The 24,476-nt window shown below is 63.3% G+C and carries 22 protein-coding genes, 1 tRNA gene, 1 pseudogene and 2 riboswitches; of the genes and pseudogenes, 7 read left to right on the top strand and 17 right to left on the bottom strand.

Going from position 1 to position 24,476, the window contains the following annotated elements:
• Positions 1–268: 268 nt before the first annotated feature.
• The 5 genes from gcvP to U5A57_RS00100 form a co-directional block, all read right to left on the bottom strand.
• A complete protein-coding gene (gcvP, locus tag U5A57_RS00120; protein WP_321907154.1) occupies positions 269–3,232 on the bottom strand; it encodes an aminomethyl-transferring glycine dehydrogenase in 2,964 nt (987 codons plus the stop codon).
• Positions 3,233–3,307: 75 nt separating this feature from the next.
• Positions 3,308–3,688: a glycine cleavage system protein GcvH gene (gcvH, locus tag U5A57_RS00115; protein ID WP_321907153.1), complete on the bottom strand. Its 381-nt coding sequence runs from the start codon at positions 3,686–3,688 to the stop codon at positions 3,308–3,310.
• A gap of 74 nt (positions 3,689–3,762) precedes the next feature.
• Positions 3,763–4,881 (bottom strand): glycine cleavage system aminomethyltransferase GcvT, encoded by a 1,119-nt coding sequence (gene gcvT, locus U5A57_RS00110; protein WP_321907151.1) that lies wholly within the window; start codon positions 4,879–4,881, stop codon positions 3,763–3,765.
• 89 nt (positions 4,882–4,970) lie between these two features.
• Positions 4,971–5,106: riboswitch (glycine riboswitch) on the bottom strand.
• Between the two features lie 58 nt (positions 5,107–5,164).
• Positions 5,165–5,275, bottom strand: a riboswitch (glycine riboswitch).
• A 221-nt stretch (positions 5,276–5,496) separates the two neighbouring features.
• Positions 5,497–5,874: a hypothetical protein gene (locus tag U5A57_RS00105; RefSeq protein WP_321907149.1), complete on the bottom strand. Its 378-nt coding sequence runs from the start codon at positions 5,872–5,874 to the stop codon at positions 5,497–5,499.
• 176 nt (positions 5,875–6,050) lie between these two features.
• Entirely contained in the window at positions 6,051–7,100 is a 1,050-nt protein-coding gene (locus U5A57_RS00100) for an oxidoreductase (protein ID WP_321907147.1), read from the bottom strand.
• 309 nt (positions 7,101–7,409) lie between these two features.
• On the opposite strand from U5A57_RS00100, the gene U5A57_RS00095 reads away from it, so the two are divergent.
• Both U5A57_RS00095 and U5A57_RS00090 read left to right on the top strand, forming a co-directional pair.
• On the top strand, positions 7,410–9,500 hold the full coding sequence (locus U5A57_RS00095) for a UvrD-helicase domain-containing protein (RefSeq protein WP_321907146.1): 2,091 nt from the start codon (positions 7,410–7,412) through the stop codon (positions 9,498–9,500).
• A gap of 84 nt (positions 9,501–9,584) precedes the next feature.
• Complete coding sequence (locus tag U5A57_RS00090; RefSeq protein WP_321907145.1) at positions 9,585–10,166, top strand: hypothetical protein; 582 nt, start codon at positions 9,585–9,587, stop codon at positions 10,164–10,166.
• Between the two features lie 91 nt (positions 10,167–10,257).
• Here the strand turns inward: U5A57_RS00090 and U5A57_RS00085 are convergent, their stop codons facing one another.
• Positions 10,258–11,172: a c-type cytochrome gene (locus U5A57_RS00085; protein ID WP_321907143.1), complete on the bottom strand. Its 915-nt coding sequence runs from the start codon at positions 11,170–11,172 to the stop codon at positions 10,258–10,260.
• A gap of 329 nt (positions 11,173–11,501) precedes the next feature.
• Between U5A57_RS00085 and U5A57_RS00080 the strand changes: the two genes are divergently transcribed.
• Positions 11,502–11,577 (top strand) — tRNA-Arg (locus tag U5A57_RS00080).
• Positions 11,578–11,728: 151 nt separating this feature from the next.
• On the top strand, positions 11,729–12,607 hold the full coding sequence (locus U5A57_RS00075; protein ID WP_321907141.1) for an SDH family Clp fold serine proteinase: 879 nt from the start codon (positions 11,729–11,731) through the stop codon (positions 12,605–12,607).
• A 368-nt stretch (positions 12,608–12,975) separates the two neighbouring features.
• On the opposite strand, the gene U5A57_RS00070 is transcribed toward U5A57_RS00075, so the two are convergent.
• The 10 genes from U5A57_RS00070 to U5A57_RS00025 form a co-directional block, all read right to left on the bottom strand.
• Positions 12,976–14,103, bottom strand: coding sequence for a phage major capsid protein (locus U5A57_RS00070; protein ID WP_321907140.1), 1,128 nt, complete (start codon positions 14,101–14,103; stop codon positions 12,976–12,978).
• 163 nt (positions 14,104–14,266) lie between these two features.
• Complete coding sequence (locus U5A57_RS00065) at positions 14,267–14,719, bottom strand: phage terminase small subunit P27 family (protein WP_321907138.1); 453 nt, start codon at positions 14,717–14,719, stop codon at positions 14,267–14,269.
• Between the two features lie 153 nt (positions 14,720–14,872).
• Positions 14,873–15,238 (bottom strand): hypothetical protein, encoded by a 366-nt coding sequence (locus U5A57_RS00060; protein WP_321907136.1) that lies wholly within the window; start codon positions 15,236–15,238, stop codon positions 14,873–14,875.
• Between the two features lie 121 nt (positions 15,239–15,359).
• On the bottom strand, positions 15,360–15,800 hold the full coding sequence (locus U5A57_RS00055; RefSeq protein ID WP_321907133.1) for a single-stranded DNA-binding protein: 441 nt from the start codon (positions 15,798–15,800) through the stop codon (positions 15,360–15,362).
• A gap of 251 nt (positions 15,801–16,051) precedes the next feature.
• A complete protein-coding gene (locus tag U5A57_RS00050) occupies positions 16,052–17,470 on the bottom strand; it encodes a virulence-associated E family protein (RefSeq protein ID WP_321907132.1) in 1,419 nt (472 codons plus the stop codon).
• Complete coding sequence (locus U5A57_RS00045) at positions 17,467–17,685, bottom strand: hypothetical protein (RefSeq protein ID WP_321907129.1); 219 nt, start codon at positions 17,683–17,685, stop codon at positions 17,467–17,469. The genes U5A57_RS00050 and U5A57_RS00045 overlap by 4 nt, the downstream gene beginning before the upstream one ends.
• The gene (locus U5A57_RS00040; RefSeq protein ID WP_321907127.1) at positions 17,685–17,915 is read right to left on the bottom strand and encodes a KOW motif-containing protein; all 231 of its coding nucleotides are present in this window, start codon (positions 17,913–17,915) and stop codon (positions 17,685–17,687) included. The genes U5A57_RS00045 and U5A57_RS00040 overlap by 1 nt, the downstream gene beginning before the upstream one ends.
• 13 nt (positions 17,916–17,928) lie before the next feature.
• The gene (locus U5A57_RS00035) at positions 17,929–18,129 is read right to left on the bottom strand and encodes a hypothetical protein (protein WP_321907126.1); all 201 of its coding nucleotides are present in this window, start codon (positions 18,127–18,129) and stop codon (positions 17,929–17,931) included.
• 124 nt (positions 18,130–18,253) lie between these two features.
• Entirely contained in the window at positions 18,254–18,838 is a 585-nt protein-coding gene (locus tag U5A57_RS00030; protein ID WP_321907125.1) for a hypothetical protein, read from the bottom strand.
• A gap of 46 nt (positions 18,839–18,884) precedes the next feature.
• Complete coding sequence (locus U5A57_RS00025) at positions 18,885–20,030, bottom strand: site-specific integrase (protein ID WP_321907123.1); 1,146 nt, start codon at positions 20,028–20,030, stop codon at positions 18,885–18,887.
• Positions 20,031–20,411: 381 nt separating this feature from the next.
• Between U5A57_RS00025 and U5A57_RS00020 the strand changes: the two genes are divergently transcribed.
• Entirely contained in the window at positions 20,412–21,329 is a 918-nt protein-coding gene (locus U5A57_RS00020) for a hypothetical protein (protein ID WP_321907121.1), read from the top strand.
• Positions 21,330–21,374: 45 nt separating this feature from the next.
• Positions 21,375–22,118: a class I SAM-dependent methyltransferase gene (locus U5A57_RS00015; protein WP_321907119.1), complete on the top strand. Its 744-nt coding sequence runs from the start codon at positions 21,375–21,377 to the stop codon at positions 22,116–22,118.
• On the opposite strand, the gene U5A57_RS00010 is transcribed toward U5A57_RS00015, so the two are convergent.
• A complete protein-coding gene (locus U5A57_RS00010; RefSeq protein ID WP_321907118.1) occupies positions 22,096–22,941 on the bottom strand; it encodes a glycosyltransferase family 2 protein in 846 nt (281 codons plus the stop codon). The two genes, U5A57_RS00015 and U5A57_RS00010, sit on opposite strands and share 23 nt — an antisense overlap.
• A 699-nt stretch (positions 22,942–23,640) precedes the next feature.
• On the opposite strand from U5A57_RS00010, the pseudogene U5A57_RS00005 reads away from it, so the two are divergent.
• Positions 23,641–24,476: pseudogene (locus U5A57_RS00005) on the top strand (heme utilization protein); the annotation flags it as partial.

Below are 24,476 nucleotides of genomic sequence, written 5' to 3'. Positions count from 1 at the left end.
GGCGAACGCCAGCGCGGCGGCAACGCGTTGCGGGCGGCTTTGCAACGTGCCGCGCGCGTGCCGGGTCTGCCGGACCGAATTGCGCGTTGCGGTATGCGGCAAGTCCCGCAGTGGAACCCGCAGTAGATCCGTTCCCACCTTCCGCGCCATGCGCGACTCCCTGATTCAAGGCTGACAGGTGTGTGATGTTAGCGGTTTGCGGCGGCAAATGTGAGAGGGATGACTGCCGCTGCGTTATCCGGGGATAACGCAGCGGCCGGGACCAGGCTTATTCGCCTGCCGTTTCGTCGGCATATTCGCCCGCATATTCACTAACGGGCACGCACGAGCAGAACAGGTTGCGGTCGCCATACGCATTGTCGGCGCGGCCAACCGGCGGCCAGTACTTGCGCGCGACGAGCGACGCGACCGGGTATGCGGCCTGCTCGCGCGAGTAGGCGTGCTTCCAGCCGTCGGCGACCACGACGGCAGCCGTGTGCGGCGCGTGGCGCAGCGGGTTGTCCTCCTTGTCCGCGCGGCCTTCTTCCACGGCGCGGATTTCCTCACGGATTGCAACCATCGCGTCGATGAAGCGGTCCAGCTCTTCCTTCGACTCCGACTCGGTCGGCTCGACCATCAGCGTGCCCGGCACCGGGAAGCTCATGGTCGGCGCGTGGAAGCCGTAGTCCATCAGGCGTTTGGCCACGTCGTCCACGCTGATGCCGCTCGCGTCCTTGATGGGGCGCAGGTCCAGAATGCACTCGTGCGCGACCAGGCCGCCCGGGCCGCTGTAGAGCACCGGGAAGTGCGCCGCGAGCTTGTTTGCCACGTAGTTCGCGTTGAGGATCGCGTTTTCGGTCGCGGCGGTCAGGTTGGCCGCGCCCATCATGGCGATGTACATCCACGAGATCGGCAGGATCGAAGCCGAGCCATAGGGCGCCGCGCTGACCGCGCCGATGCCGTGGTCGTCGCGCTTGTAGCCCGACGAAAGCTGGTTCGGCAGGAACTGCGCGAGGTGCGCGCCAACCGCGACCGGACCTACGCCCGGGCCGCCGCCGCCGTGCGGAATGCAGAAAGTCTTGTGCAGGTTCAAGTGCGAGACGTCGCCGCCGAACTGGCCGGGCGCCGCGAGACCGACCATTGCGTTCATGTTCGCGCCGTCCACGTACACCTGGCCGCCCGCCGCGTGCACGATTTCGCAGACTTCGCGCACGTTCTCTTCGAACACGCCGTGCGTCGAGGGGTACGTGATCATGATCGCCGCGAGCTTCGCCGCGTGCTGCCCGGCCTTGGCCTTCAGGTCGGCGATATCGATGTTGCCTTGCGCGTCGCAGGCAACCACGACCACCTGCATGCCGGCCATCTGCGCCGAAGCGGGGTTCGTGCCGTGCGCCGAAGCGGGAATCAGGCAGACGTTGCGATGCGCTTCGCCACGCGAGGCGTGGTACGCCTGGATGATGAGCAGGCCCGCGTACTCGCCCTGCGAGCCCGCGTTCGGCTGCAGCGAGACGGCGGCGTAGCCGGTAGCGGCCACGAGCATTTGTTCGAGCTGATCGACCATCTCGCGATAGCCGACCGTTTGCTCAGCCGGCGCGAACGGGTGGATGCGGCCGAATTCGGGCCACGTGACCGGCAGCATTTCCGAGGTCGCGTTGAGCTTCATCGTGCACGAGCCGAGCGGAATCATCGAGCGGTCGAGCGCGAGGTCCTTGTCCGACAGGCTGCGCAGGTAGCGCAGCATTTCCGTTTCCGAATGGTGACGGTTGAACACCGGGTGCGTGAGGTACGCGCTTTCGCGCGCAAGCGCGGCCGGGAACGTCAAAGCGGCGTTCTGCGTGAGTTCGGCGTCGAGCTTGTCGAGCGAAGGCACTTCGCCGGCAAACGCGCCTTGCGCGAACACGGCGAGCAGGTCGGCCAGATCGGCGCGCGAGGTGGTTTCGTCGACGCTCACGCCCACACGCGTCTCGCTCACGTGGCGCAGGTTCATGCCGCGCGCGAGCGCCGCGTCGTGCAGCGCCTGGGTGCGCGGACCCGCTTCGAACGTGAGCGTGTCGAAGAATGCTTCGTTGACGAGCGTGTAGCCCAGTTGCTTCGCGCCCGCGGCGAGGATCGCGGCGACGCGGTTCACGCGCTGCGCGATGCGCTTCAAGCCTTGCGGGCCATGGTAGACGGCGTACATGCTCGCCATGATCGCGAGCAGCGCTTGCGCCGTGCAGACGTTCGAGGTGGCCTTCTCGCGGCGGATGTGCTGTTCGCGCGTTTGCAGCGCGAGGCGCAGGGCCGGGTTGCCCTGTGCGTCGATGGTCACGCCGACGAGACGGCCCGGCATCTGGCGCTTGAATTCGTCCTTCACCGCGAGATATGCGGCGTGCGGGCCGCCGAAGCCCATCGGCACGCCAAAGCGCTGCGAGTTGCCCACGGCCACGTCCGCGCCCCATTCGCCCGGGGGCGTGAGCACGGTGAGCGCGAGCAGGTCGGCGGCGGCAATGACCGCGCCGCCGGCGGCGTGCACGGCTTGCGCGAGCGCGCGGTAGTCGCGCACGTCGCCGTTCACGCCCGGATACTGCAGCAGCACGCCGAAGGCGCCCGCTTGAGCGGCTTCAGCGGCCGGACCGACCTTCACCTCGATGCCGATCGGCTTCGCGCGCGTCTTCACGACTTCGATGGTCTGCGCGAGCACGTCGTCGGCGACAAAGAACACGTTCGACTTCGACTTGCCCACGCGCTGCACGAGCGTCATGGCTTCGGCGGCGGCGGTGGCCTCGTCGAGCAGCGATGCGTTCGAGATCGCGAGGCCCGTCAGGTCAGTGATCATTTGCTGGAAGTTCAGCAGGGCTTCGAGGCGGCCCTGCGAGATTTCCGGCTGGTACGGCGTGTACGCGGTGTACCACGCCGGGTTTTCGAGCACGTTGCGCAGGATGACGGCCGGCGTGTGCGTGTCGTAGTAGCCCTGCCCGATATACGAGCGGAACACCTGGTTCTTGTCCGCGAGCGCGCGCAGGGCGGCGAGCGCCTCGGCTTCCGAGCGCGGCTGCGAGAACGGCCCGAGCGGCAGCGTCTCGGTGCGGCGGATCTTCGCCGGAATCACCGCATCGATCAGCGCGGCGCGCGAGGCGAAGCCGAGCGCGTCGAGCATCGCCTGCTGGTCGGCCGTGTCGGGGCCAATGTGGCGGGCGGCGAAAGCGTCGTGCGCTTCGAGCGCAGCAAGCGAGAGCGGGGAGTTCATCAGACGATCCGGGTGTTCGAGCTTCATAGGGGTTCCGGGTTTTACTGCTGGCGCGGGCGACGGAACTGGCTAAGTCCGCCGCCGCGCCGGTGCGGTTGAGATTTACGCGCCGATCGCCTTTTCGTAGGCGGCGGCGTCGATCAGCGAGTCGAGCTTGGCGTCGGCGGCGGGCTTGATCTTGAAGAGCCACGACTCGTACGGCGCGCCGTTCACCTGGTCGGGCGTGTCGACGAGCGACGTGTTGGCTTCGATGATCTCGCCAGCGACCGGCGCGTAGATGTCCGAGGCGGCCTTGACCGACTCGATCACGGCAACGGCGTCGCCAGCGGCGACCGCGCGGCCGGCTTCCGGCAGCTCGAGGAAGACGATGTCGCCGAGCGCTTCCTGCGCGTGGTCGGTGATGCCGATGGTCAGCGTGCCGTCGGCTTCGGTGCGGATCCACTCGTGCGATTCGGTGTATTTCAGATCGGCCGGGATGCTCATGGTTGCTCCAGTGCGTGGTTCGGTTTTTGTTGCTTGAAAGGGGAGGGCGTGCGCGGCGGCAGGATCCTCGCGGATCAGGCGGCGAGCACCTTGCCGTTGCGCACGAACGGCAGTTTTACCACGCTTGCGGGAAGGGCTTTGTCACGGATCTGCACCTGCACGACATCGCCCGGCTGCACGCCTTGCGGCACGCGTGCGAAGGCGATGGATTCCTGCATGCTCGGCGAGAACGTGCCGCTCGTGATCTCACCCTCGCCATGCGGCGTGAGCACTTTCTGGTGTGCGCGCAGCACGCCGCCGGCCTTGCCGTTTTCCTTCTGCAGGATCAGGCCGACGAAGGCCGAACGCGAGCCGTTCGCTTCCAGCACCGCACGGCCGACGAAGTCACGCGGCTCCTTCATGTCGACAGTCCAGGCGAGGCCTGCGTCGAGCGGGGAGACGCCGTCGTCCATGTCCTGGCCGTAGAGGTTCATGCCCGCTTCGAGGCGCAGCGTGTCACGCGCGCCGAGGCCGCACGGCTTCACACCCTGGCGCTGCAGGGCGTCCCAGAATTCGCACACGGCGGCGTCGGGCAGCACGATTTCGAAGCCGTCTTCGCCGGTGTAGCCGGTGCGCGCGATCATCAGTTCGCCAAACGGCGTGGCTTCGATCTTCGCGGCGTTGAAGGGTTTGAGCGCTTCGGTGGCGCTGCGCGACGAGGGCGCGACCTGCCAGACCTTTTCACGCGCGTTCGGGCCCTGCACGGCGACGATCGCGAGATCGCGGCGCGGCGTGATGGTGAGGCCGAAGCCGCCTTCGGCGTTGAGCTTTTCGAACCACGCGATGTCTTTTTCGGCCGTGCCGGCGTTGACGACGGTGCGGAACTGGTCGTCGGCGAAGAAGTAGACGATCAGGTCGTCGATCACGCCGCCTTCGGGGTTCAGCATGCACGAGTACAGCGCCTTACCCGGCGTGGTGAGCTTGGCGACGTTGTTGGCGAGCGCGCGGGAGAAGAACTCGCGCGCCTTCGGGCCCGAAAAGTCGACGACACACATATGCGAGACGTCGAACATGCCGGCGTCGGTGCGCACGGCGCGATGCTCGTCGATCTGCGAGCCGTAGTTGACGGGCATGTCCCAGCCGCCGAAGTCGACCATGCGGGCGTTCAGCGCGCGGTGCGTGTCGTTCAGCGGGGTGCGTTTGAGTTCGGTCATGGGGCCTCAGGCGGTCGCGAATAGTCGCGCGAAAACGAAAAAGGCCATGCAGGAAGCGCCGCAGGCACGATGCCCGTGGTCGGTTCTTGCATGGCCCCTCTGTCCTCGGTACCTGAGAGATTGCGCCGTTGATGCTGGCGCGCGCCCCTTCGGTGGGCAGCCTGAACGCGTGGGGGAAATTTTCCGCCGCCGTTCGTTCTACTGCCGCTCTCCAGAGTTGCGGACTAATTAGCTGCTTCGCGTTATGTCGCGCAAAAAGCGCAAAGACGGCGAATCAGCGGTCCGGCGCGCACGGTCCTTTTGCCTGAGAGTTTGTGGGTTGCCCCTTCGGCGGCGCCGATTGCACTAGCGAAAACAAGCTAAGACAAGCGGCGCGCTCTCCCGGCGCGCGCAGCGATTGTGCGCGACGCCTCGGGGCTATGTCAATGCGGAAAAATTCTGCGTGCGGCGCGGGTAGCGGGCCGTGAGCCGTGTTGGCATTGGCTTGCGCCCGGTGGCAGCACGCGTTGTGCGTCGCAGATTAAAAACGGGGGCGGTTCGAATGTGGACCGCAGCGGTGCACGAACCGCGAGCGCGGTCCGTGCCTGCAGGCCGGGGCGCCAACGCGTGTAATGCTTACTCGCCGATGGCGCGGGCGGCCGTGTCGAGTTCTTCGTTCAGCACGCGCTGCTCGTCGGGCGAAATGCCTCCGCCATGCTGTGCGGCCATGTCGTGCGCCTCACCGCGGATCGTTTCGAGGCGGTGATGGAGTGCGTTGCCCTGCGGCGGCGGGTAGTAGCCCTGATTCACGCGCATGTCGATGCGATGGCCCAGGTTGTCGATACGGCCATCGACCTGATGCAGGCGATCGACGGCGACTTCGTGCGCGCTTGGGCCCGCAGCGGGGCCAGGCGGCGCGGGGCGCGGCGCTGGCTGGTTCACCACGCACGCGGCGAGGGTCGAGACGAGCGCGCCAGCGGCGATAAAACGTAGCGCGTGGGTGTAGCGGGTCATTCAGACTCTCCTTTGTCTTGTCGTTGCAGCTTTTTGCCTGCACGTCTACAAACGTCTGGCTATTGCCGCGTGATGACCCGGCAGCGGCAACCAGATGTAACCATTTGTGTGGACCTTTCAGCAGCGTCGGCGCCATGCAAGGTCGACGCCGCCGCCGAAGGCGCAAGCCAGGGCGATCAGGACCGGCGCGCGAACGCCAGCGTGCGGCCTTCCTGCGCGCTTTGCATGGCGAGCTCGATGAGCGCCATGACGTCAATGGCGTCCTGCGGACTCACCGGGAACGGCTTGCCCTCACGGATCGCGGCAGCGAGCGCGCGGTACAGGTCGGCGTAATTGCCGGCTGCGTTGGGCACTTCGATATCGGCTTCCTGGCCGTCGTCGCGCAGCACATGCAGGCGGCCGGCCTCGTTGCCCGCGCCGAATCCGGGCTGGCCCGGACGCAGGCCGTCCTTGAGCTGATCTTCCTGGGTGTCGAGCCCGTTCTTCAAATAGCTGCCGCGCGTGCCATGAATCGCAAAACGCGGTGCGTACGCGGCGAGCGCGCTGGCGTGCAGCACGGCGTCGTGGCTCGGATAGCGCAGCACGAGGTGGACGTAGTCCGGCGCGCTCGCGTTTTCGCGGCGCGTGTGGACGAAGGCGGTGATCGACTCGGGCGCGCCGAAGAGCGCGAGCGTCTGGTCGATCAAATGCGGGCCGAGATCGTAGAGCAGGCCGCCGCCGCGCGTGGCGTCTTCGCGCCAGCGCTGCTTCACTTGCGGGCGGAAGCGGTCGAAATGCGATTCGTAGTGCGTGACGCGGCCGAGTTCACCGCGCGCGATCAGCTCGCGCACGGTGAGGAAGTCGCCGTCCCAGCGGCGGTTGTGGAACGGCGCGAACACGAGGCCGCGCTGCTTCGCGATGGACGCGAGCGTGCGCGCCTCGTCGGCAGTGAGCGTGACCGGCTTGTCGACGAGCACGTGCTTGCCGCGCTCGAGCGTGCGGCGCGCGAGTTCGTAGTGCGTGTCGTTGGGCGTGGCGATCACGACGCATTCGATCGCGTCGATCGAGAGCAGCGCGTCGAGGTCGGGCACGATCGCGGCGTCGGGATAGTCGGCCTGGGCGCGCTCGCCCTGGCTCGTTGCGATGGCCGCGAGCTGCGCGGCGCCGCTATGCGCGATCACGGGGGCGTGGAAGGTCTGGCCGGCGAAGCCGTAGCCCATCAGGCCGATTTGCAGCGGTGCAGTCATTTAGCGCTTCCTTTTTCCAGCGAGTGCGGGTGGCGGGAGCCCGTTATTGTGGCACGGCGCGCAGAGCGTGCGGAACGCGGCGAGGGACGGATGGGCGGCGAAGCAAGGGACCAGGTGGCACAGCATGAGGGGCGGCATCGGCGTAACGCCGGCCGTGTTAACATCGCACCTCCCGCGTGAGAGGCCGCTGCGACGTTCGCACGCCTCGCGCCGTGCGGTGCGCCGCGCTTCGGCGGTTATTACCCGAAGCCTTGGCGCCACGAATTCCCGCATCCCAGCCGTACCACCCGTTTTTCCAATCCAGCAACGATGTCCGCAGGCCTCAATTCCGCCCAGAACGAAGCGGTGCGCTATCTCGACGGTCCCTGTCTCGTGCTCGCCGGCGCGGGCAGTGGCAAGACGCGTGTGATCACGCAGAAGATCGCGCACCTCATCGAAGCGAAAGGCTTCGAGCCGCGCCATATCGCCGCCGTCACCTTCACCAACAAGGCCGCCGCCGAAATGCGCGAGCGCGTGGGCAAGCTGCTCGAAGGCAAGACGCTCACCACGCCCGGCAAGGAAGGCCGCAAGGTGCCGGCCAACCAGCTCACCGTCTGCACGTTCCACTCGCTGGGCGTGCAGATCCTGCGCCAGGAAGCCGAACACCTGGGCCTGAAGCCGCAGTTCTCGATCATGGATTCCGACGACTGCTTCGCCATGATCCAGGAACAGGTGGGATCGACGGACAAAGGCTTCATCCGCAAGATCCAGTCGATCGTCTCGCTCTGGAAGAACGGTCTCGTGATGCCCGAACAGGCGCTGGCCACGGCGTCGAACGAGGACGAGCACCAGGCGGCCATCGTGTATCGCAACTACATGGCGACGTTGCATGCCTATCAGGCGGTGGACTTCGACGACCTGATCCGCCTGCCTGCCGAGTTGTTCGCGAAGAACGAGCAGGTGCGCGACCGGTGGCAGAACAAACTGCGCTATTTGCTCGTCGACGAGTACCAGGACACCAACGCCTGCCAGTACGAGCTGCTGAAACTGCTGGCGGGCCCGCGCGCGGCGTTTACGGCCGTGGGCGACGACGACCAGGCGATCTACGGCTGGCGCGGCGCCACGCTCGAAAACCTCGCGCAGCTCGGCAAGGACTTTCCGAAGCTGCACGTCATCAAGCTCGAGCAGAACTACCGTTCGACGGTGCGCATTCTCACGGCAGCGAACAACGTCATTGCGAACAACCCGAAGCTCTTCGAAAAGAAGCTCTGGTCCGAGCACGGCATGGGCGACACCATCACCGTCACGCCCTGCAACGACGAAGAGCACGAGGCCGAGTCGGTCGTGTTCCGGCTTTCGGCGCACAAGTTCGAGCGGCGCGCGCAGTTTCGCGACTACGCCATTCTTTATCGCGGCAACTTTCAGGCGCGTATTTTCGAGCAGGTGCTGCGCCGCGAGCGCATTCCCTACGTGCTCTCGGGCGGCCAGTCGTTCTTCGACAAGGCCGAGATCAAGGACATCTGCGCTTACCTGCGTCTGATCGCCAATCACGACGACGATCCCGCGTTCATCCGCGCGATCACCACGCCGCGCCGTGGCGTGGGCAACACCACGCTCGAAGCGCTCGGTTCGTTCGCGGGGCAGGCGAAGGTGTCGCTGTTCGAGGCCGTGTACATGGGCGGTATCGAGGCGCGGCTTTCGGCGCGCCAGGTCGAGCCGATGCGCGTGTTCTGCGACTTCATGCAGCGCCTCGCCGAGCGCGCGCATAAAGACCCGGCGACCGTCGTGCTCGACGAGCTCATGGACGCGATTCACTACGAGGCGTATCTGTACGACGCCTTCGACGAGCGCCAGGCGCAGTCGAAGTGGCAGAACGTGCTCGAATTCATGGAGTGGCTCAAGCGCAAGGGCACGAAGCCCGAGCAGGAGATCGGCGAAGACAGTGAGGCGACCGGCTACGACAACGCCGACGGTCTCGCCGACACCGGCAAGAACCTCATGGGCCTCATTCAAACTGTCGCGTTGATGTCGATGCTCGAAGGCAAGGAAGAGGACCCGGACGCCGTGCGGCTTTCGACCGTGCACGCGTCAAAGGGGCTCGAGTATCCGCACGTGTTCCTCGTAGGCGTGGAAGAGGGCATCATGCCGCACCGCGGCGGCTCGGAAGACGACGTGATCGACGAAGGGCGCATCGAAGAAGAACGCCGCCTCATGTACGTGGCGATCACGCGTGCGCAGCGCAGCCTGCATCTGAACTGGTGCAAGAAGCGCAAGCGGGCGCGCGAGACGGTGGTGTGCGAGGCGTCGCGCTTCATTCCGGAAATGGGCCTCGACGACGCGCCGCCGCCAACCGCCGAAGAGGCGCCGATGACGCCAAAGGACCGGCTGGCGAGCTTGAAGGCGTTGTTGCAGAAGGGGTGATGACCCTGACGTGCAGCGGGTGTTTGGTTTATTGGGACGCGGGCGGCAGTAGAGTGAACGCCCCTGTTCCGCTCGCTGCCGCCGATGGAAAACCCACTATTGCCGCATTACCGTCACGCGCTCGAGACGTATATCGACGCGAAGGACAACACGAAGCCCGCACGGATTCACGAAGCGTTCGCACCGGATGCAGAACTGACGTTCTCGCTGGCCACGCCGAATATCACGTTTCCGGCGCGTAGCGTTGGCGCAGAGGCGATCGCAAAGACGCTGGTCAGCGATTTCGGTGAGCGTTATTCGCGCTGCCGCACGTACTACCTTGGTGCGGCCGATGCACTCGTTGTTCGCGAGCGCACGATCGATGCGCTGCCCTGGCTCGTCGTGATGCGTGAGGACGCGGCAGGCGCGCTGCGCATCGGTCACGGCACCTATCGCTGGACGTTCGATGCGAACGACGCCAGGCCGCGCGTATCGGCATTCCACATTCACATCGCGCGGATGGACGTGATCGACGACCCGGATGGTGCGCGGCTCGAGCGGCTGCAAGACGGATTGAGCTATCCGTGGCTCGCTGCTGGCGAGCTCGCCGCGCGTTACGGTGCGCTTGCGCAGGACGCGTCGGGTGCGTTCGAATTCGCGCTCGCATTTGCGCATCCCGTACGCTGACGCGCGACGGCCTTTCTATCGATGGATATAAAAATCCCCGCGCCGTATCGCTACGGGCGGGGATCGTTGCGCGCGCTGGCGCTGCGGCGGCTTATTTCACCGAGCTGACCATGTAGTCGACAGCGGCCTTCACGTCGGCGTCCGACGCGGTCGAGCCACCCTTCGGCGGCATCTGGCCCTTGCCGTGCAGCGCATAGTTGTAGACGGTGTCCATCGAGTCCTTCAGACGCGGCGCCCAGTCGGCCTTGTTGCCGAACTTCGGCGCGCCCAGCACGCCCGCGGCGTGACACGCCTGGCAGACCTGCTGATAGAGCGCCTTGCCTGCCTGCGAAGCGTCGGCGCTTTGCGAGTCGCCGCCTGCCGCAGCAGCCGACGACGCTTGCGGAATGGCCGCGATCGCCGCCGCGGCGGCTTGCGCCTGGGCCGCGTTCGCATCGGCGCCCGATGCCTCTGCACCCGGCGCAGCGGCAGCCACACCCGAAGCCGCATTGGCCGCGCCCGGTGCGGGCTTGGGCGGGTCCTGGAAGTTCGCGCCGGCGTGGTTCGCCATATAGGCCACAGCCAGACCGATTTCGTAGTCGCTGTAGTCGTCGGGATTCGTGCCGCCGCGCGGGGGCATCGCGCCCTTGCCCGAAAGCGCCGTTTTCCACAGCGTATCGAAGCCTTGCGCGATGCGCGGCGCCCAGTCGCCCGAGTTGCCGAACTTCGGTGCGCCAGCGGCTCCGGACGTGTGACATGCGGAACAGACAGCCTGGAAGACCTGCTCGCCGGTCTTGTAGACGCGCGGCGCGTTCGCGTCGCGCACGTTGACTTGCGCGATGGGCGCGATGCGCGCGGCGACCTGCTGGGTCGAGAGTTCGTCGGTGCCCGCGCCGGTGCGCGTCGTGTTGTCGACGTAATACGCGAGCAGAATGATGATGACGATGGGGACGGCAAACCCGGCGATGACAGCGGCGATCAGCTGGCCGGGCGTTTTGATCGGGGCTCCGTGGGGTGCTTCGCTCATGCTTGTCTCGACTCCCGTTGGTTTTATGGTGAGCGGTACAGCAGGACGGCAATGGCCATGCGGCGGATCAAACACCGACGATTATAGACGGAAGGTTTTCCGGCTGGTGGGCGTGTGCGGGCGTAGTTCAGCGGGCGTTTACCCGAAGCGGGAGGGCTGGCGGGGCCATGCAGCGTAACTGTGCATAGTCGCCGTGCAATATGACCCCGAATAACCTGCAGCCAGGCCGCGCGGTGGACGGTTTAATCGAAACCGGTTATTCTCTCGGTCTCTCTTCGGCGCTGCTTTTTCCGGGTTCCTCGGTCAAACGGCGGCGCCAGCAAGTCAATGCGCCCGTAGCTCAATGGATAGAGTACTGCCCTCCGAAGGCAGGGGTTGCTGGTTCGATCCCAGCCGGGCGCGCCAAGAAAGTGTTGTGAAATCAAGGGCTTAAGGCGAATGCGTTTGGCCCTTTTTTCTTGCGTACGGAATTTATACGGAAACCTGCGCCGGTTCACTTTTGGAAATGCAGGCCGTTAACAACAATCAATAAGCCTACGGACTTACGAACGTGTCAATGCGCCACTTTGATAGCGTCATCATCAACGCCCTGGAAGCAAAGCGCGGAGAGCTTGAGGCAACCTTTGACGCTGACATTGTGGCGTACTATGGTCCGATTGCGAGCGTGTTTCTCCCCCTTTTTCGTAACACGCTTGAGCGAATTCCAACCGCGGACGTCAGTCGGCGGCAGCGACTCGCAATCGTGTTAAATACGCCAGGGGGCGAGGTGGAGGCGGTCGAACGCATGGTCGAGATGACGCGCCATTGGTACGAGGAGGTTCATTTCGTCGTGCCGCACTTGGCGATGTCCGCTGGCACCATCTTTTGCATGTCCGGTGAAAAGATTCATATGGACTATTCGTCAGCCTTGGGGCCTATCGATCCTCAGGTGCAAGCAAAGGACGGGCGTTGGGTTCCTGCGCTAGGCTATCTCGATAAGTTCGAGGAAATGCTTCAGAAGGACCGCGACCAGCAACTTACTGGTGTTGAGTTCGCTATCGCACAGAGTCAAGACCTAGCGGTGCTGCGAAGATACGAACAAGCACGTGATCTGTCGGTCAACCTATTGAAGCAGTGGCTCGTGCAATACAAGTTTCGAAATTGGACTCACCATCGCACGACTCCAGCGCTTGTCGGTCAGCCGGTTACCGACCAAGAGAAGGAGGTGAGGGCTAAGGAGATTGCGGACCAGCTCGGCAACAACAGCATCTGGCACTCTCACGGACGTATGATTGGGATCAATACGCTTCGCAAGGTCTTGCGGCTAGAGATCGAAGACTATACGAACGACAATGGGAAACGTGAACTAATCAACATGTATCACGACATTATCGTAGACTATATGCAGCGTCAGAGCTGGACTTCGATGTTGCACGCGCGGAACGTTTTCAACTAGGAGAGACAATGGGGATCGCCGATAACGTGGCGGCTATGCTTCAGCGTAGCGCTCACCTGCAAGCGCAGACTGCGCCAGTACGACGCCAGTTCGAAGAGTTGGTCTCGAAGGGTGTAATCCAGAAGTCGAGTTACGACCTCCCATTGGTCAATGTCTTGGGGCTTGGGAATCAAGCTATATTGTCCCGAAACCCATCGCAGCCAGAATGAATCCCGCCTTGGCGGGATTTTTTTTTGCCAGGCCAATTGGGGTCTTTGGCTTCCTTGCGAGCCGGATCAAGACCTCTTCTGGCCTCTGGATTTACAGCGGGTCCAGATTAGTTGAAAAAGTCCCGCCCGCAGGCGGGGCAACGGAGCAGCCTATGCGCATCAGGGTTTCGTTTTCGTCGCGCTGACGGGCGGCGTCGTATAAACGCCCTTGAGCACCAGCGCGACGTGCTCAGTCACCGGACCCACGCGCGCCTCAGCGCGGAAGCTCACGAGATTTTTGATGAAGTCGTCTTCGGCCAGCGCCATGCGCACGACGATATCGTTGCGCGAGGCAATCCACGCCCCGAGCGGCGAGGCCGCCGCGTAGAACGTCCCCGCCGCCACGGCAGGCGAGGCCGCCAGCGCCGCACCCCACAGCGCCTTTTGCGGATTCAACGGATCGAGCAGGTACTCGCCCGAGCCGCTTGCCTTGAGCGTGGCGAGCGTCACGGCGTCCATCGGGTTGATACCGACCACAATCTGCGAGCCGCCTGCGGCCATCAGTTGCCCGATGGCCTGCAACAATGCGTCGAGCATGTTGGCGCCGTCGGCAGTGGGCGCAAAGGCGGTAGCCGTCGAATCGAGTCCGAGGCCGTGGCCGGTCGAGCCGTCGCCGTGGAGCACCTCATTGTCAATTGCCACATCGACCGCGCTGCTGAGTTCGCTGTCGAGAAACTGCTGCAACTGACCTACATCGTCGAGCAGTTGCTCGCTGCACTTTTTCACGATGGCGACGGTCGGGATCGGGCAGGTGCGCACGGTCGGCGTATTGCCCGCCACCACCTTTGATTGCCCTTCAACCTGCACGGCTGCACCAGTTGTGAGCGCGTACTCGATCACTTCGACGGCATTGGTACTGCCGAGCGGCGTGCTCTGCAATGCCCGCCAGAAGGTCGGCAGTTGAAGTGCGGCGGCAATGCGCAGTGCGGGCGGCACCGGCAGGCCGTTTGCCGCGTCGCCCAGCGTCGAGACCATCGGCGCGACCGCCTTGACGAGGCTCCCGGCCTCAAGCGTCATTTGCGCGCTCTGCCCGTTGCGGCGGAATGCGTCGATGAGTTCGCTTTTCGTGATGAGTTCCGCCAGCGAGCCGCCACGCAAAGCACTGCGTGTTCCACCTTCGTCGCGGCCACCGATTTTCTGGCCGAGGTCGATTGCGTTGATTTCGATTGCGCGAAAGCGTTCTTCGAGCTTCGCGTCCCGTTCTTCGAGCGCCTTGCGTGTCACTTCCTTCAATTGTTCCAGGTCCATTTGGACTCTCCTGCAATCCCTCCTTCATTGGCACGTTTCGGTCGTTCGCTAGAGGTACTGCATCACGCAGTCAGCGCACGCGCGGCCAGCGCGTCACCGGTACACCGGGCGTCATCGCATCACGCGCGCCCCGGCACGGCGGTTTTTGCCGTTGTGTCGGATTTCAGAAATAGCGGTCGGCAGCATCGCTCGGCTCGCTCGGCACGATGCCGAGCGTGCGCCGTGCGGTCGGCGTCAGCCCTAGTTCCTTTGCGGCCGCGTTCATCACGCGCGCCGCTGAATTCGCAATGCCGATCAGCGGGCGCTGGAATTCGACATTGGTTTTCGAGCGAACCGTCAGCGATAGGTTGCGAAGCTCGCTCTCGGCCTGCTTCCAGCGTGAGAACGCTACGGCATAGGTCGAGAGCAGCGCGAGGTCGAGCGCGCAGAGCGAGCCGCTCGCGGCCATCAGCGCTGCCACGCGACGGAATTCACGCTTTGCGATGGCGTCGAGAAAGTCGGGCGGCTTGAGCGTCTCGGCCTGCGGTACGGTTCCCGCCACGGCACTCTTCTTCGGGCGCTTCGGCGTGCGTTCAGCGCCGTTAATGACCTTGAGTTCGTGGGCAGTCCTGCGCATTTTCAACCCCTATAAAACATGCGATTTCTGAAGATAAACCATTGGGCGGGGTGTTCGACGGAGGCGAGTTAGACTTTTGACCCGCCCCTCCCGCCGCCTCCGCCAATCGCTTGTCAATGGTAGTCTCGCGCTCGGCGTGCGCCGAGGCAAATGTCACTGCATCGTCGGCGGCTTACGGTCGGCCATCGCCATGGCAAGTTGCGCAACCCACTTGAGGGCGAGCACCGTCCACTGCGAAAGCTCGGCGTCGCTGTGGTACATGGCGAGCACGCTCTTGCGCTTAGCCTCGCTGGGTGGCGCGAGGTCGAACTGCGTGAACATTTGGCGTCCTGCTTCTCGCAGCAAGTGCGGATCACTCGCGACGATGGTGCGAGCTTCGGCCAGCCCGCGCGCTAGTGCGTGCGGATCGCTCACGTGGATCGCGTCGAAGCTCTGCGCCGTCGCATAGCGGCGCACGGTCTCGCGCAGCAGGTCGAGTGCCGCGCGCTGGCGGTCGCTGAATTTATCGAGGTGTGTCACGTCGATCTCCGGTTAGGCGTCGCCATCAAAGCCCTGATAGGCGGATCGGCACTGGCCATCGCAAGCGGCATAAGGCTATCGGCAAGGGACATGCTAGGGTCTCCCAAGGGCTTGCTGGGGGTTAAAGGTCGTTCAGGCTGTCATCGTGAAACGAGTCGCTGCTGCGTGAGCTGCTACGCGAAGCTGATGCACGTAAGCCCTTGCCGTGCGCGGACTTGCGCCCGGTTGCGACCGTCCGCGCGTTGCCGATCTGCGCACGCTTGCGCTTCACGTGGTATGCGCTGACCAGCGCATGCGCGATCATCGAGACCGAGACGCGCGACTCTCCGTTGTCGGTGTTCCAGATGCCGAGTTCTAGCGGGCCGGTCACGCTCACCGAGTCGCCCTTTGCCAGCGCGAGCAGTTCGTCACGCACGAGGGCATCGAAGGCCATCACGCGAGCGAGGAGCACGCCGTCGCCAGCCGGGACGCGCAACGAGGCGAGGGCGTACGTGTTGCCGTTCTTCGCCGTGCGGCTCTCGACGTCTTTCGCGAGGGAGCCGGAAATCAGTCCATCGATCATGTTTCCTCCAGTGGTTCGGCATTGGCCGAGCGCGAGCGGCGGGAGCATGGCGGGGCTACCGGGCCAAAATTCTTATCCGCACCCACACTCCCTACCCCCTCCTGTTCTCTACTAAGTCTTGATGGTCCGCATAGTCCGCCGTGGTGTCGCGAGCCTTGGCTGAAGTGGGTTTGCGGCGGCGGACCATATAGTCCGAAAGGGCCACCGTCAGCGCGCGTCACGGCGCGCACGGTCCGCGGTCATGGTCCGCGCTACGGGCCGCCACCCCCCGTCTGGCGACGCCACACGATGAGCTTGGCCTTCTCGTGTTGTGTGAAGCCGAATTCGCGAAGTGCACCTGCAATGAACCGCAGATCGGTCGAGTCGCGGTACGTGCTCGCGCGCGCCGTCTTGGCGACGAAAACGTCGCACGTGCGCACTTCCGCGATGCCGGGATGGCTCATCAAGTAGTCGGCTACGTGGCCGAGCCAGGGGTTCTTGACCGTGCGTGCCTGCGCTTCAGCGGCGGCAGTTGCGCGCATGTCGGCGCTCTCAATCCAGTGAGACTCACCCGCGCGATATGCCGCGACCGCTTCGGCGAAGAGTTGCGCGCGCGCTGCGGCCAGCGCGTTGATATCGCACGTGGAGACGGCCACCGGCCAGAAGCGGCGCCCGCCCGTCTCGTCGCGAAGGTAGGTTCCTTCGCCGTCCGGGTTGACCGTGCCAATGCAGACAAACTGGCGCGGGACCACTAGCGCTTCACGCGCGTAAGCCGCGCGGAACGTGTCCTCGCGGCGGCTCAAAAACTGCTTCACGATTTCGACCTCGTGCTTGCGCAGGCCAGCGAGTTCGCTCAGTTCGAGAATCCACACACCCGCGACCGTTTCGCCCACGTGGCGCGAGTCATCCATATTCGGCATGGCGTCGCTATAGAAGTCATCACTGGCCAACGTGCGTGCCGTCATCGACTTTCCGCACCCTTGCGGACCCTCCATCAGGAGCATGCAGTCGGCCTTGCAACCGGGCGACAGCACGCGAGCGACAGCGGAAATCAGAAAGCGGCGCCCTACCTCGCGCACATATTCCGTATCGTCGGCGGCGCAGTAGTGGATGAGCCACCCGTCGAGACGCTTGACGCCATCCCACACGAGCGAGTTGAGCCAGTCGCGCAGGGGGTGATAGCGGTTGCGCAGCGCGTGAACGTGGACGGCATCTGACGCGTGTTCCTTCGAAGCGATGAGTTTGTAGCGGCGCTCGATATACGCTCGGAGGTTCGTTGTGTCCGCATCGGTCCAGTAGAGAGACGGCGCATTGCCCCACGGCCGCGGGGCGGAAATCACAAGACGCCCACGCATCTCGTCGAGGCGCACGAGACCGCTGAGCGGATCATCTGCGGCCAGCACGTCGAGCAGTTCCGACATAGTGGCGCGCACCGGCTTGCGGCGGCGAGCGCTCACACGAGCCGCGGGTATCTCGACGACGTTCGCGCGGCGGTCCTGAAATTCGGCCACAGCGGTCGCGCATGCGAGCGGGTCAGGCGGATCGCCTTGGCGGTCCTGCATCTCGCGGCGCGTTTCCTCGCTGTCGGCGATCTTCTGATGGACCACGGCCTCCACCGTTTCACGTTCGGCCGCGAGTTCTTCAGGCGTGGGCGCGAAGGTGCCGTCAGGCAGTGCGATGGGTTCGCTCACGTCGCACCCCCGTCGAGCGGATAGCCGATAGCGCGGGCGATCTTTCCGACCGCCTCTTCAGCGCTAGCGCCGCCCGCGTAGGAGTCCAGCGCTTCCCATAGGAGTTCGACAGTCATATCGATGTCGTCCTCGCTCTGAAGCCATTCGCCAGCCAACATGCTGTACGGGCCACCGGACGCGTAGAGCGCCGTCATCATCTCGCGCATGGTGAGCATCAGATCACCCCCGCGCGGTCGATGTAGTGGCAGGGCACGAGGTCGTTTTCGAGCGCCTTCTTCAGCTTGCGCTTGGTCGGGTTCGCGCTAGGAGGCTGATCGAATTCGATCTCGCAGAAGCCATGTTCGCCGTGGTCGAGGCGCACGCACACAACGCGGCCAGTGCGGCCTTCATACTGGCCGGCGATGACGCGCACGCGCTGATCTTGGAACGGGTGTTTGAGCGTCATCTCACACCCCCGTTTAAGCGGCTTCGGCTTCGGACTGGCGCGAGGTCATCTTCGCTTCCCAAGCAGCGCGCGCAGCGGGCGTGATGATCACGCGGCGCCCGATATGCAACTCATCGGGACCAAGGCCGAGCTTCTTGAGCTTGAAATAGGCGCCCTTCGAAATGCGAACGAGGTCGCAGAATTCGGCGATGGTGAAGTTGTTTTGAGCTTCCACTTTGTTCCCCTCGATTGTTAGAAGCTCAAGTGAGCCTCCATGAGTGGAATCTAGGGAGCGGAGTCAGGTTTGAAAACGAACAGGAAAGGCCCGCCGTTTTGGCGGACTTGTTTTTGTCGGGGGCTTATCCCTGATTCTTGGCGATGAGGGAAAATTGCCGCATCAGTTCGGCCTGTTGCCGCATCGCTTTGACGCGTTCCCGTTGATCGTCGTATGCCCGCTCGACAGTGCGCTTGCCAAGATGATAGAGCGGGGCAACTTCCTCGATTGCCTTATTGCGGGTCATGCCCCTCTCGATGCGCGCGCATACGGCATCACAGATCTCGATGTGGCGTTTTTCGGTATTCGTGAGCGCTTTGCGCAACGGGCGCTCGTGTTGGCAAGGGAAGCTCACGCGCCAGCGCTCCAGATCGGCGCGCTCGCTCGGCGGCGTCCAAAGTCGGCGGGCAATCTCACCCGCGGCACGTTGCGATAGTGTCGGCGCTTCGGTCAAGGCGAGCTCGGTCTGAGCGTCGCGGGCGAAGATCCACATGGACAGCGCGCAGATATCCTCGTCGAGCGCAGCAAGGTACTCGGTCGCTTCCCGTGGACCAATAGGCAAATCCCATGTTTGCCTAGCGCCGTCGATCATGCGGCGTAAGTGGTCGCGCAGGTCGAGCTTTTCCGCAAGCTCGGCGGCGTACTCCTGATAGGTCTCATCGGTGCACATCGCGGCTCCACGCACTCCCAAGAACCGAGATTAACACCGATGAGCACTAGCGAACCAATGCGGGTACGTTGTCGAGCATGTTGCGCACGCGCCCATCATCGGCGTGCTCGTAATGCTTCGCGATCATCTCGACCGAAGTCCCGGCGAGACGCGCAATCAGTGTGCTATCGATGCCCGCGACGACGAGGCTCGTGATTGCCGTGTGCCGCAACGAGTACATCACCACGTCATCGGGCAGTCCCGCGGAGTCGGCGGCTTCGCGAAACGGCTTTTTCCACGCGTGGCGATTCCAGGCGACACCGTGCGCCTGAGCGAAGAGCAACGCCCCCGCAAGCTTGCCTCGCGCCTGCTTCGTGAAGAATGCGACTGCCGCCGTAGACAGTGGCACGACGCGGCGCCCGGTCTTGCCCTCGAACGCGAGCGTGCCTTGATGCGGATCGAAGTCGCGCACGCGCAGGTTTGCGACCTCGCCCGGACGACTCGGCGCGTGCGCGAGTGCTTCAACGAGCGGTCGCAGATCGTCAGCCAGACAGGCGAGCAGCTTGCCGACCTGATCGGCCGTCAGCACGGCCTCGCGACGGCGTCCTACGCCCTCAAACTTGGCAACCGTTCGCCAGCCCGCGTCAGTCATCACGAGCCGATTCTTCAGGGCGAAATTGAGCGCGGCTTTCAGGCTCGCAAGGTTGCGGTTCGCGGAATCCTTCGCGCGGCGAAGCTCGTCAGCGTCCTCGGCGTCGTCGACCTGAACGTGGAGCCATGCCCGGACGTGCGTCGTGCGCAGCTTGTCGAGAGTGAGCTTCCCGATCATTTCGTTATCCACCAGGCGGCGAAAGCGGCCCTCGGCATCCTTCCCGCTCTGCACGCTGCGGCGCACCTTCAGATCGGCGGCATAGTCGGCGCATGCCTGCCTCACGGTCACGCCCTTTGTGCTCACGCCGTGGCTGACCGAGAGCACCCATGCCTCGGCTTCGGCCTTCGCGTCATCGAATGACTCGTGATGTCCGAGCGCGTGATAGTCCTGCTTGCCCTCGTCATTGCGGCGGCGCGCGATCCACGTACCGGCGCCGGATTCCGTGGCGCGATAGCCGAGATACACGCCAGCGCTCAGGCGGCTCCAGTAGGGTTCACGTCTCGGCGCGAGGGCGCAGCGAGCGGTTTTAGAGGTGATGTTGGGGGTTCTTGCGGTGCTCAAGATTCTCTCCGTACGGAAACCGTACGGAAATTCTAAGTGAAACGAGGTGAATCGTCACGAACCTTAGTGCTTATAAATCAATGGCTTATGAACTGCGACAAACTGCCGTGAACCTGATATCCGCCCCTCCGAAGGCAGGGGTTGCTGGTTCGATCCCAGCCGGGCGCGCCAAGAATCTACCGCTTTTCCCGCCCGTCGCTTCCCTCTTCAGATTTGCCGCTATCCGGCCTGCCGGGGAAGCTCGCTTGCGCTTGCGCATGGGTGCGGCGTCAAACGATGAATTACCGGTGAACTCGGTGCCAGCTTGGAGGATTGCGGCGCAAGGGCATGCCTTAGACTGCCCCGCAGCCCAATTGCATCCAGAACAGCGCCAGTTTGCCCATGTCCGATATCCACCCCCAGAGCGGGGACGCCACCCCGGAAGAAGCCGTCCCGCAGGAGTCGGTCGCGGCGACGAGCGTGCGGGCAATGAACAATCGCGTCTTTCAGATCTTTTATTCTCCGGAAACTTACGCGGGTCTCGATTCCGGCTTTCTCCCGCTCGACAACACGGGAGAGCGGCCAGACTGGTACGAATACTGGCCGATCAGACGTTTTCTGATGCGCGAATCGCTCGACGAAAACACGCGCTACGGATTTCTTTCACCCAAATTCGCCGGCAAGACGGGTTTGAGTTCCGCGCAGGTCATGCAATTTCTCGCGGAAACTCACGATGACGTCGATGTCGTGACGTTTTCGCCATTTTTCGATCACTCTGCGCTTTTTCTAAACGTTTTCGAGCAGATGAAGTTTCTGCACGCCGGGAGCGACGAAATCATCAAGCAGGCGCTCGCGCTGGTCGCGCCGGGCGTTGATGTCGATGGCGTCGTCATGAGCACAGCCAGCACGATTTTCTGCAATTACCTCGTCGCGAAGCCGGCGTTCTGGCGCCGCTGGCTGGAAAAATGCGAGCTTCTGTTCAATCTCGCGGAGGACGAAACCAGCGAGTTCGGCCGGCTGCTGAGCGGCGATGTCAAATACGACCACAAGGCTGCGCCGGCAAAGGTTTTTCTCGTCGAGCGAATCGCTTCACTGATCCTCGGGACTGAGCCGCAATGGAAAGTGCGCAGTTTCAACGGAATGAAACTGCCGTTTTCATACAACTCTCCGCTAATGGGCAATGCCCTGGATCTCGTCGCAATGGACGCGCTCAAACGCGCGGCCACGGAAACCGGGCATCCAGAATTCCTCACGGCCTTTTTCCTGATGCGAGCCAGTCTGCTCGATCGTCTTGCTGCCCAGCGCGCGGCGCAGGCCTAGTCCCCACACGCTATTCAATCCAGTCGCTCCTACGAGAGGTTCGCGGTGCAACCCGTTCAAGACATCCAGCAAACACCGATTAACGACATTCACAATGCCGATGTCCTTCATTTGATGCGCAAGGACGCCGCCTGCGTGGCGGAGGTCGGATCCAGCAGCGGCGCGCTGGCACGCGCTTATCGCGAGATCAATGCCGATTGCCGCTACGTCGGGATCGAAATTGTCGAGGAATATGCGCAGGCATCCAGGCGCCATTGCACGGACGTGATTTGCGGCAACGTCGAAAAGCTGGACGACGAGACCTTCAGCGACCTTTCCGCGGCCCAGAGCTGGGTATTCGCCGACGCGCTCGAGCACCTGTACGATCCGTGGAAGCTTCTGAAGAAGATCAGGCAGAACGCGAGCGGTCCTGTGGAGGTGATCGCCTGTGTGCCGAACGCACAGAACTGGAGTCTGCAGACTTGCTTGAACTCGGGCCGGTTCATCTATCAGGACTCGGGGCTGCTGGACCGTACACATATTCGCTGGTTCACGCGGCTAACGCTGATCGATCTGTTCCACTCGAGTGGATTCCAGGTCGTCGATATGCGCGCCCGCATCTTCCATCAGCCCGATCCTCTGGTACTGGCCGCCATTGGTCAGATGGCTCAAGCGACCGGCGTCGACCCGGAACAGGCGAAGCAGGACGCCATCGCGTTTCAGTACGTGGTCAAAGCGATTGCCGAGCCGTTAGCCGATCAAGCGCCGCCGGCTCCGCGAGCCAAGGTCAAGCGTCGGAAGGCGGCGTAAATCGCCCGGCGAAATCAGTGAAGCCGATGCGCTGAACTTCGGCTTCCAGTTGGGGGTACCACGCCTCCAGCGAAGCGTCGGAGCAGTCGTTGCGATCGTATTCGGTCCACCAGCTATCGGGCCTGACGAATGCCTGGCCTGCATCTGCCGCGCCTGAGCGCTGCTTGAATTTGCGGAAAAACTCAAGGCTTTGGCAGGCGTAGTGATTGATCCGGAAATACTGGTGGGTGGGATCGTAAGGGGCCGCCCCCGTGGTTACCGGCCGCATGTTTTCATCGACGGTTCCGTATGGCGTGTTGAAAAGGTGGGCGTTGGGACCGACCGACGTATTTTGCCTTCCTCTCACGATGCTCTTGACGTGCCGGTTGGCCGGCGCGTCGAGGGCGAACCGGTGTCGGTAGTTCTTGACGATCAGGCCCGCGGGTTCGACAACGTGGCCTGAACTTCCAAAGCACGCCCAATACGCGCCGATTGCGGAAATCCTCTCGTAGTTGAATCGGTCGAGCGCCGCGCCGATCGTTGGGTCCGCAACCGGAAACAAAAACTCGTCCCCATCAATAAACGCAAGCCAGTCGCACTCGTGCCCGAAATTCTCATAGGCATGTTGATAGGCGCTGAGCTGGACGTGATTTTGATCCGTGGTAAGCGTGAACGACTTGATGTCGTAAAACTGGCCCAAAGTCTGCAATACCTGCGCCGTATCGTCGGTGCAGTTGTGGGCGTAAAAATAAAATTGGTTGAAACCGGCCAGGTGATGAAACGCAATCCATTCCGGAATCCAGGGAGCCCGGTTCTTTTGTATTGTGACAATTCCAGTGCGCATGATCGATCGCGTTATTCAACTGTAAGGTTGTGGCTGCGCATTGCCGTCATCGATGACTCGTGCGGCGACACGTATTACTTACTGCGGTGGTAATTGGTAAGACTTACGGCGCGAAAATGACCTGAAGCCGGCGTTCCTGCGCGCCCGGCTTGGGCGGCCGCCGCAAATATATCGGAAATGACAGGGCCGAACACGCCTTCGAAAGCGTGTCGAATCGACCTGGCATCGCATGGTGCTTGCCTTCGGCAATCGCCGCCGAACGGCCGCCAGTCATGCAGTTTCCCCTCTGAAAGCATCGATTTTCTCTGTTGAAACGTTTGCGCCGCTCCAACGCAAATTGTCGGCAGTGGTCATCTCATCGACATCCTTACCAATATTCTGAAGTTCTTACCAAATTTTTCTTCCAAACCCTTAACTCGCCCTGGCCGGTGCCGTTATGCACGGAGGCTGCACTCTAGCGCTGAGAGCTTGGGCAGTGGCCATTGTTTACAAAGGGCCGACACTTTTTGGTTTGGTGTGACTGTCGGCGGCAAAGGCTGCAGTTGGGCCACACGCGAACCTCACTGGATGCAATCGGAAGGAAAATAAAACATGACTTCGATCATCTCGTCGCTATCACCGACGCAGGTCGGGCAGCTGTCAACACAGCAATTTGCGACGTTTACTACGGCCGATGTCGCAGCACTGACAACAGCGGACATGAGCAGCCTCAGTTCGGGCCAGCTCAACGCGATCAGTGCATCGGCGATCGTTTCGCTTAGCAGCGCAGCGATCAACCAGCTTCACTCCGATCAACTTGCGGGACTGTCCACTTCGGCGCTGCACGCGCTGAAGACGAATCAGATCGCAGCGATCAATGCAAGCGCCATCGTCGGTCTTGGCACAGACGCGATCGGCACGCTGCAGACGTTCCAGATCGCCAGTTTGAGCACGGCTCAACTGTCGAATCTCACCTCGGCCCAGGTTGATGCGCTCAATAGCGCCGACATCAAGGCGCTGAGCACGAACCAGGTCGTGAACGGCCTGGGTTCGGCGGGCATCAAAGCGCTGACTTCCAGCCAGGTCGCACAGCTCAGCACGGCCGACCTGAACGCGCTGAACACGGCTGAAGTGCAGGCGCTGGGTTCGGCAGGCATTGGCCAGCTGAGCTCGTCGCAAGTGCAATCGCTGACCTCGACGGCGCTCAACGCGCTGACGACGTCGCAGTTGGCGACGCTGTCGGTGAACCTGCTGACGAGCGCACAGGTTTCGGGTCTGAGCACGGGCCAACTCGCGGCGCTGAGCTCGACGCAGGTGCGCCAGCTGAATTCGGCTGACCTCAAGGCGCTGAGCACGAGCCAGCTCGTGAACGGCCTTGGCACGGCAGGCATCGCTTCGCTGACCAGCACGCAGGTGCAGTCGCTGACCACGACGGCGCTGAACGCGCTGAGCACGGCGCAGCTGGCAACGCTGGCAATCGCCTCGCTGACGACGGGTCAGGTGGCGGGTCTGAGCACGGGCCAGCTGTCGAGCCTGATCTCGAGCCAGGTGCAGCA

This window comes from Paraburkholderia sp. J11-2, assembly GCF_905220185.1.
In the GTDB taxonomy this organism is placed as follows: domain Bacteria; phylum Pseudomonadota; class Gammaproteobacteria; order Burkholderiales; family Burkholderiaceae; genus Paraburkholderia.
The sequence above is the reverse complement of the archived record's forward strand: the minus strand, read 5'-3'. Positions and strand labels throughout refer to the sequence as shown.

What these genes read in the sequence shown, in the direction of transcription:
- gcvP (WP_321907154.1), bottom strand. Translation starts at nt 3,232, where the DNA reads ATGAAGCTCGAACACCCGGATCGTCTGATGAACTCCCCGCTCTCGCTT.
- gcvH (WP_321907153.1), bottom strand. Translation starts at nt 3,688, where the DNA reads ATGAGCATCCCGGCCGATCTGAAATACACCGAATCGCACGAGTGGATC.
- gcvT (WP_321907151.1), bottom strand. Translation starts at nt 4,881, where the DNA reads ATGACCGAACTCAAACGCACCCCGCTGAACGACACGCACCGCGCGCTG.
- U5A57_RS00105 (WP_321907149.1), bottom strand. Translation starts at nt 5,874, where the DNA reads ATGACCCGCTACACCCACGCGCTACGTTTTATCGCCGCTGGCGCGCTC.
- U5A57_RS00100 (WP_321907147.1), bottom strand. Translation starts at nt 7,100, where the DNA reads ATGACTGCACCGCTGCAAATCGGCCTGATGGGCTACGGCTTCGCCGGC.
- U5A57_RS00095 (WP_321907146.1), top strand. Translation starts at nt 7,410, where the DNA reads ATGTCCGCAGGCCTCAATTCCGCCCAGAACGAAGCGGTGCGCTATCTC.
- U5A57_RS00090 (WP_321907145.1), top strand. Translation starts at nt 9,585, where the DNA reads ATGGAAAACCCACTATTGCCGCATTACCGTCACGCGCTCGAGACGTAT.
- U5A57_RS00085 (WP_321907143.1), bottom strand. Translation starts at nt 11,172, where the DNA reads ATGAGCGAAGCACCCCACGGAGCCCCGATCAAAACGCCCGGCCAGCTG.
- U5A57_RS00075 (WP_321907141.1), top strand. Translation starts at nt 11,729, where the DNA reads ATGCGCCACTTTGATAGCGTCATCATCAACGCCCTGGAAGCAAAGCGC.
- U5A57_RS00070 (WP_321907140.1), bottom strand. Translation starts at nt 14,103, where the DNA reads ATGGACCTGGAACAATTGAAGGAAGTGACACGCAAGGCGCTCGAAGAA.
- U5A57_RS00065 (WP_321907138.1), bottom strand. Translation starts at nt 14,719, where the DNA reads ATGCGCAGGACTGCCCACGAACTCAAGGTCATTAACGGCGCTGAACGC.
- U5A57_RS00055 (WP_321907133.1), bottom strand. Translation starts at nt 15,800, where the DNA reads ATGATCGATGGACTGATTTCCGGCTCCCTCGCGAAAGACGTCGAGAGC.
- U5A57_RS00045 (WP_321907129.1), bottom strand. Translation starts at nt 17,685, where the DNA reads ATGCTCACCATGCGCGAGATGATGACGGCGCTCTACGCGTCCGGTGGC.
- U5A57_RS00040 (WP_321907127.1), bottom strand. Translation starts at nt 17,915, where the DNA reads ATGACGCTCAAACACCCGTTCCAAGATCAGCGCGTGCGCGTCATCGCC.
- U5A57_RS00030 (WP_321907125.1), bottom strand. Translation starts at nt 18,838, where the DNA reads ATGTGCACCGATGAGACCTATCAGGAGTACGCCGCCGAGCTTGCGGAA.
- U5A57_RS00020 (WP_321907121.1), top strand. Translation starts at nt 20,412, where the DNA reads ATGTCCGATATCCACCCCCAGAGCGGGGACGCCACCCCGGAAGAAGCC.
- U5A57_RS00010 (WP_321907118.1), bottom strand. Translation starts at nt 22,941, where the DNA reads ATGCGCACTGGAATTGTCACAATACAAAAGAACCGGGCTCCCTGGATT.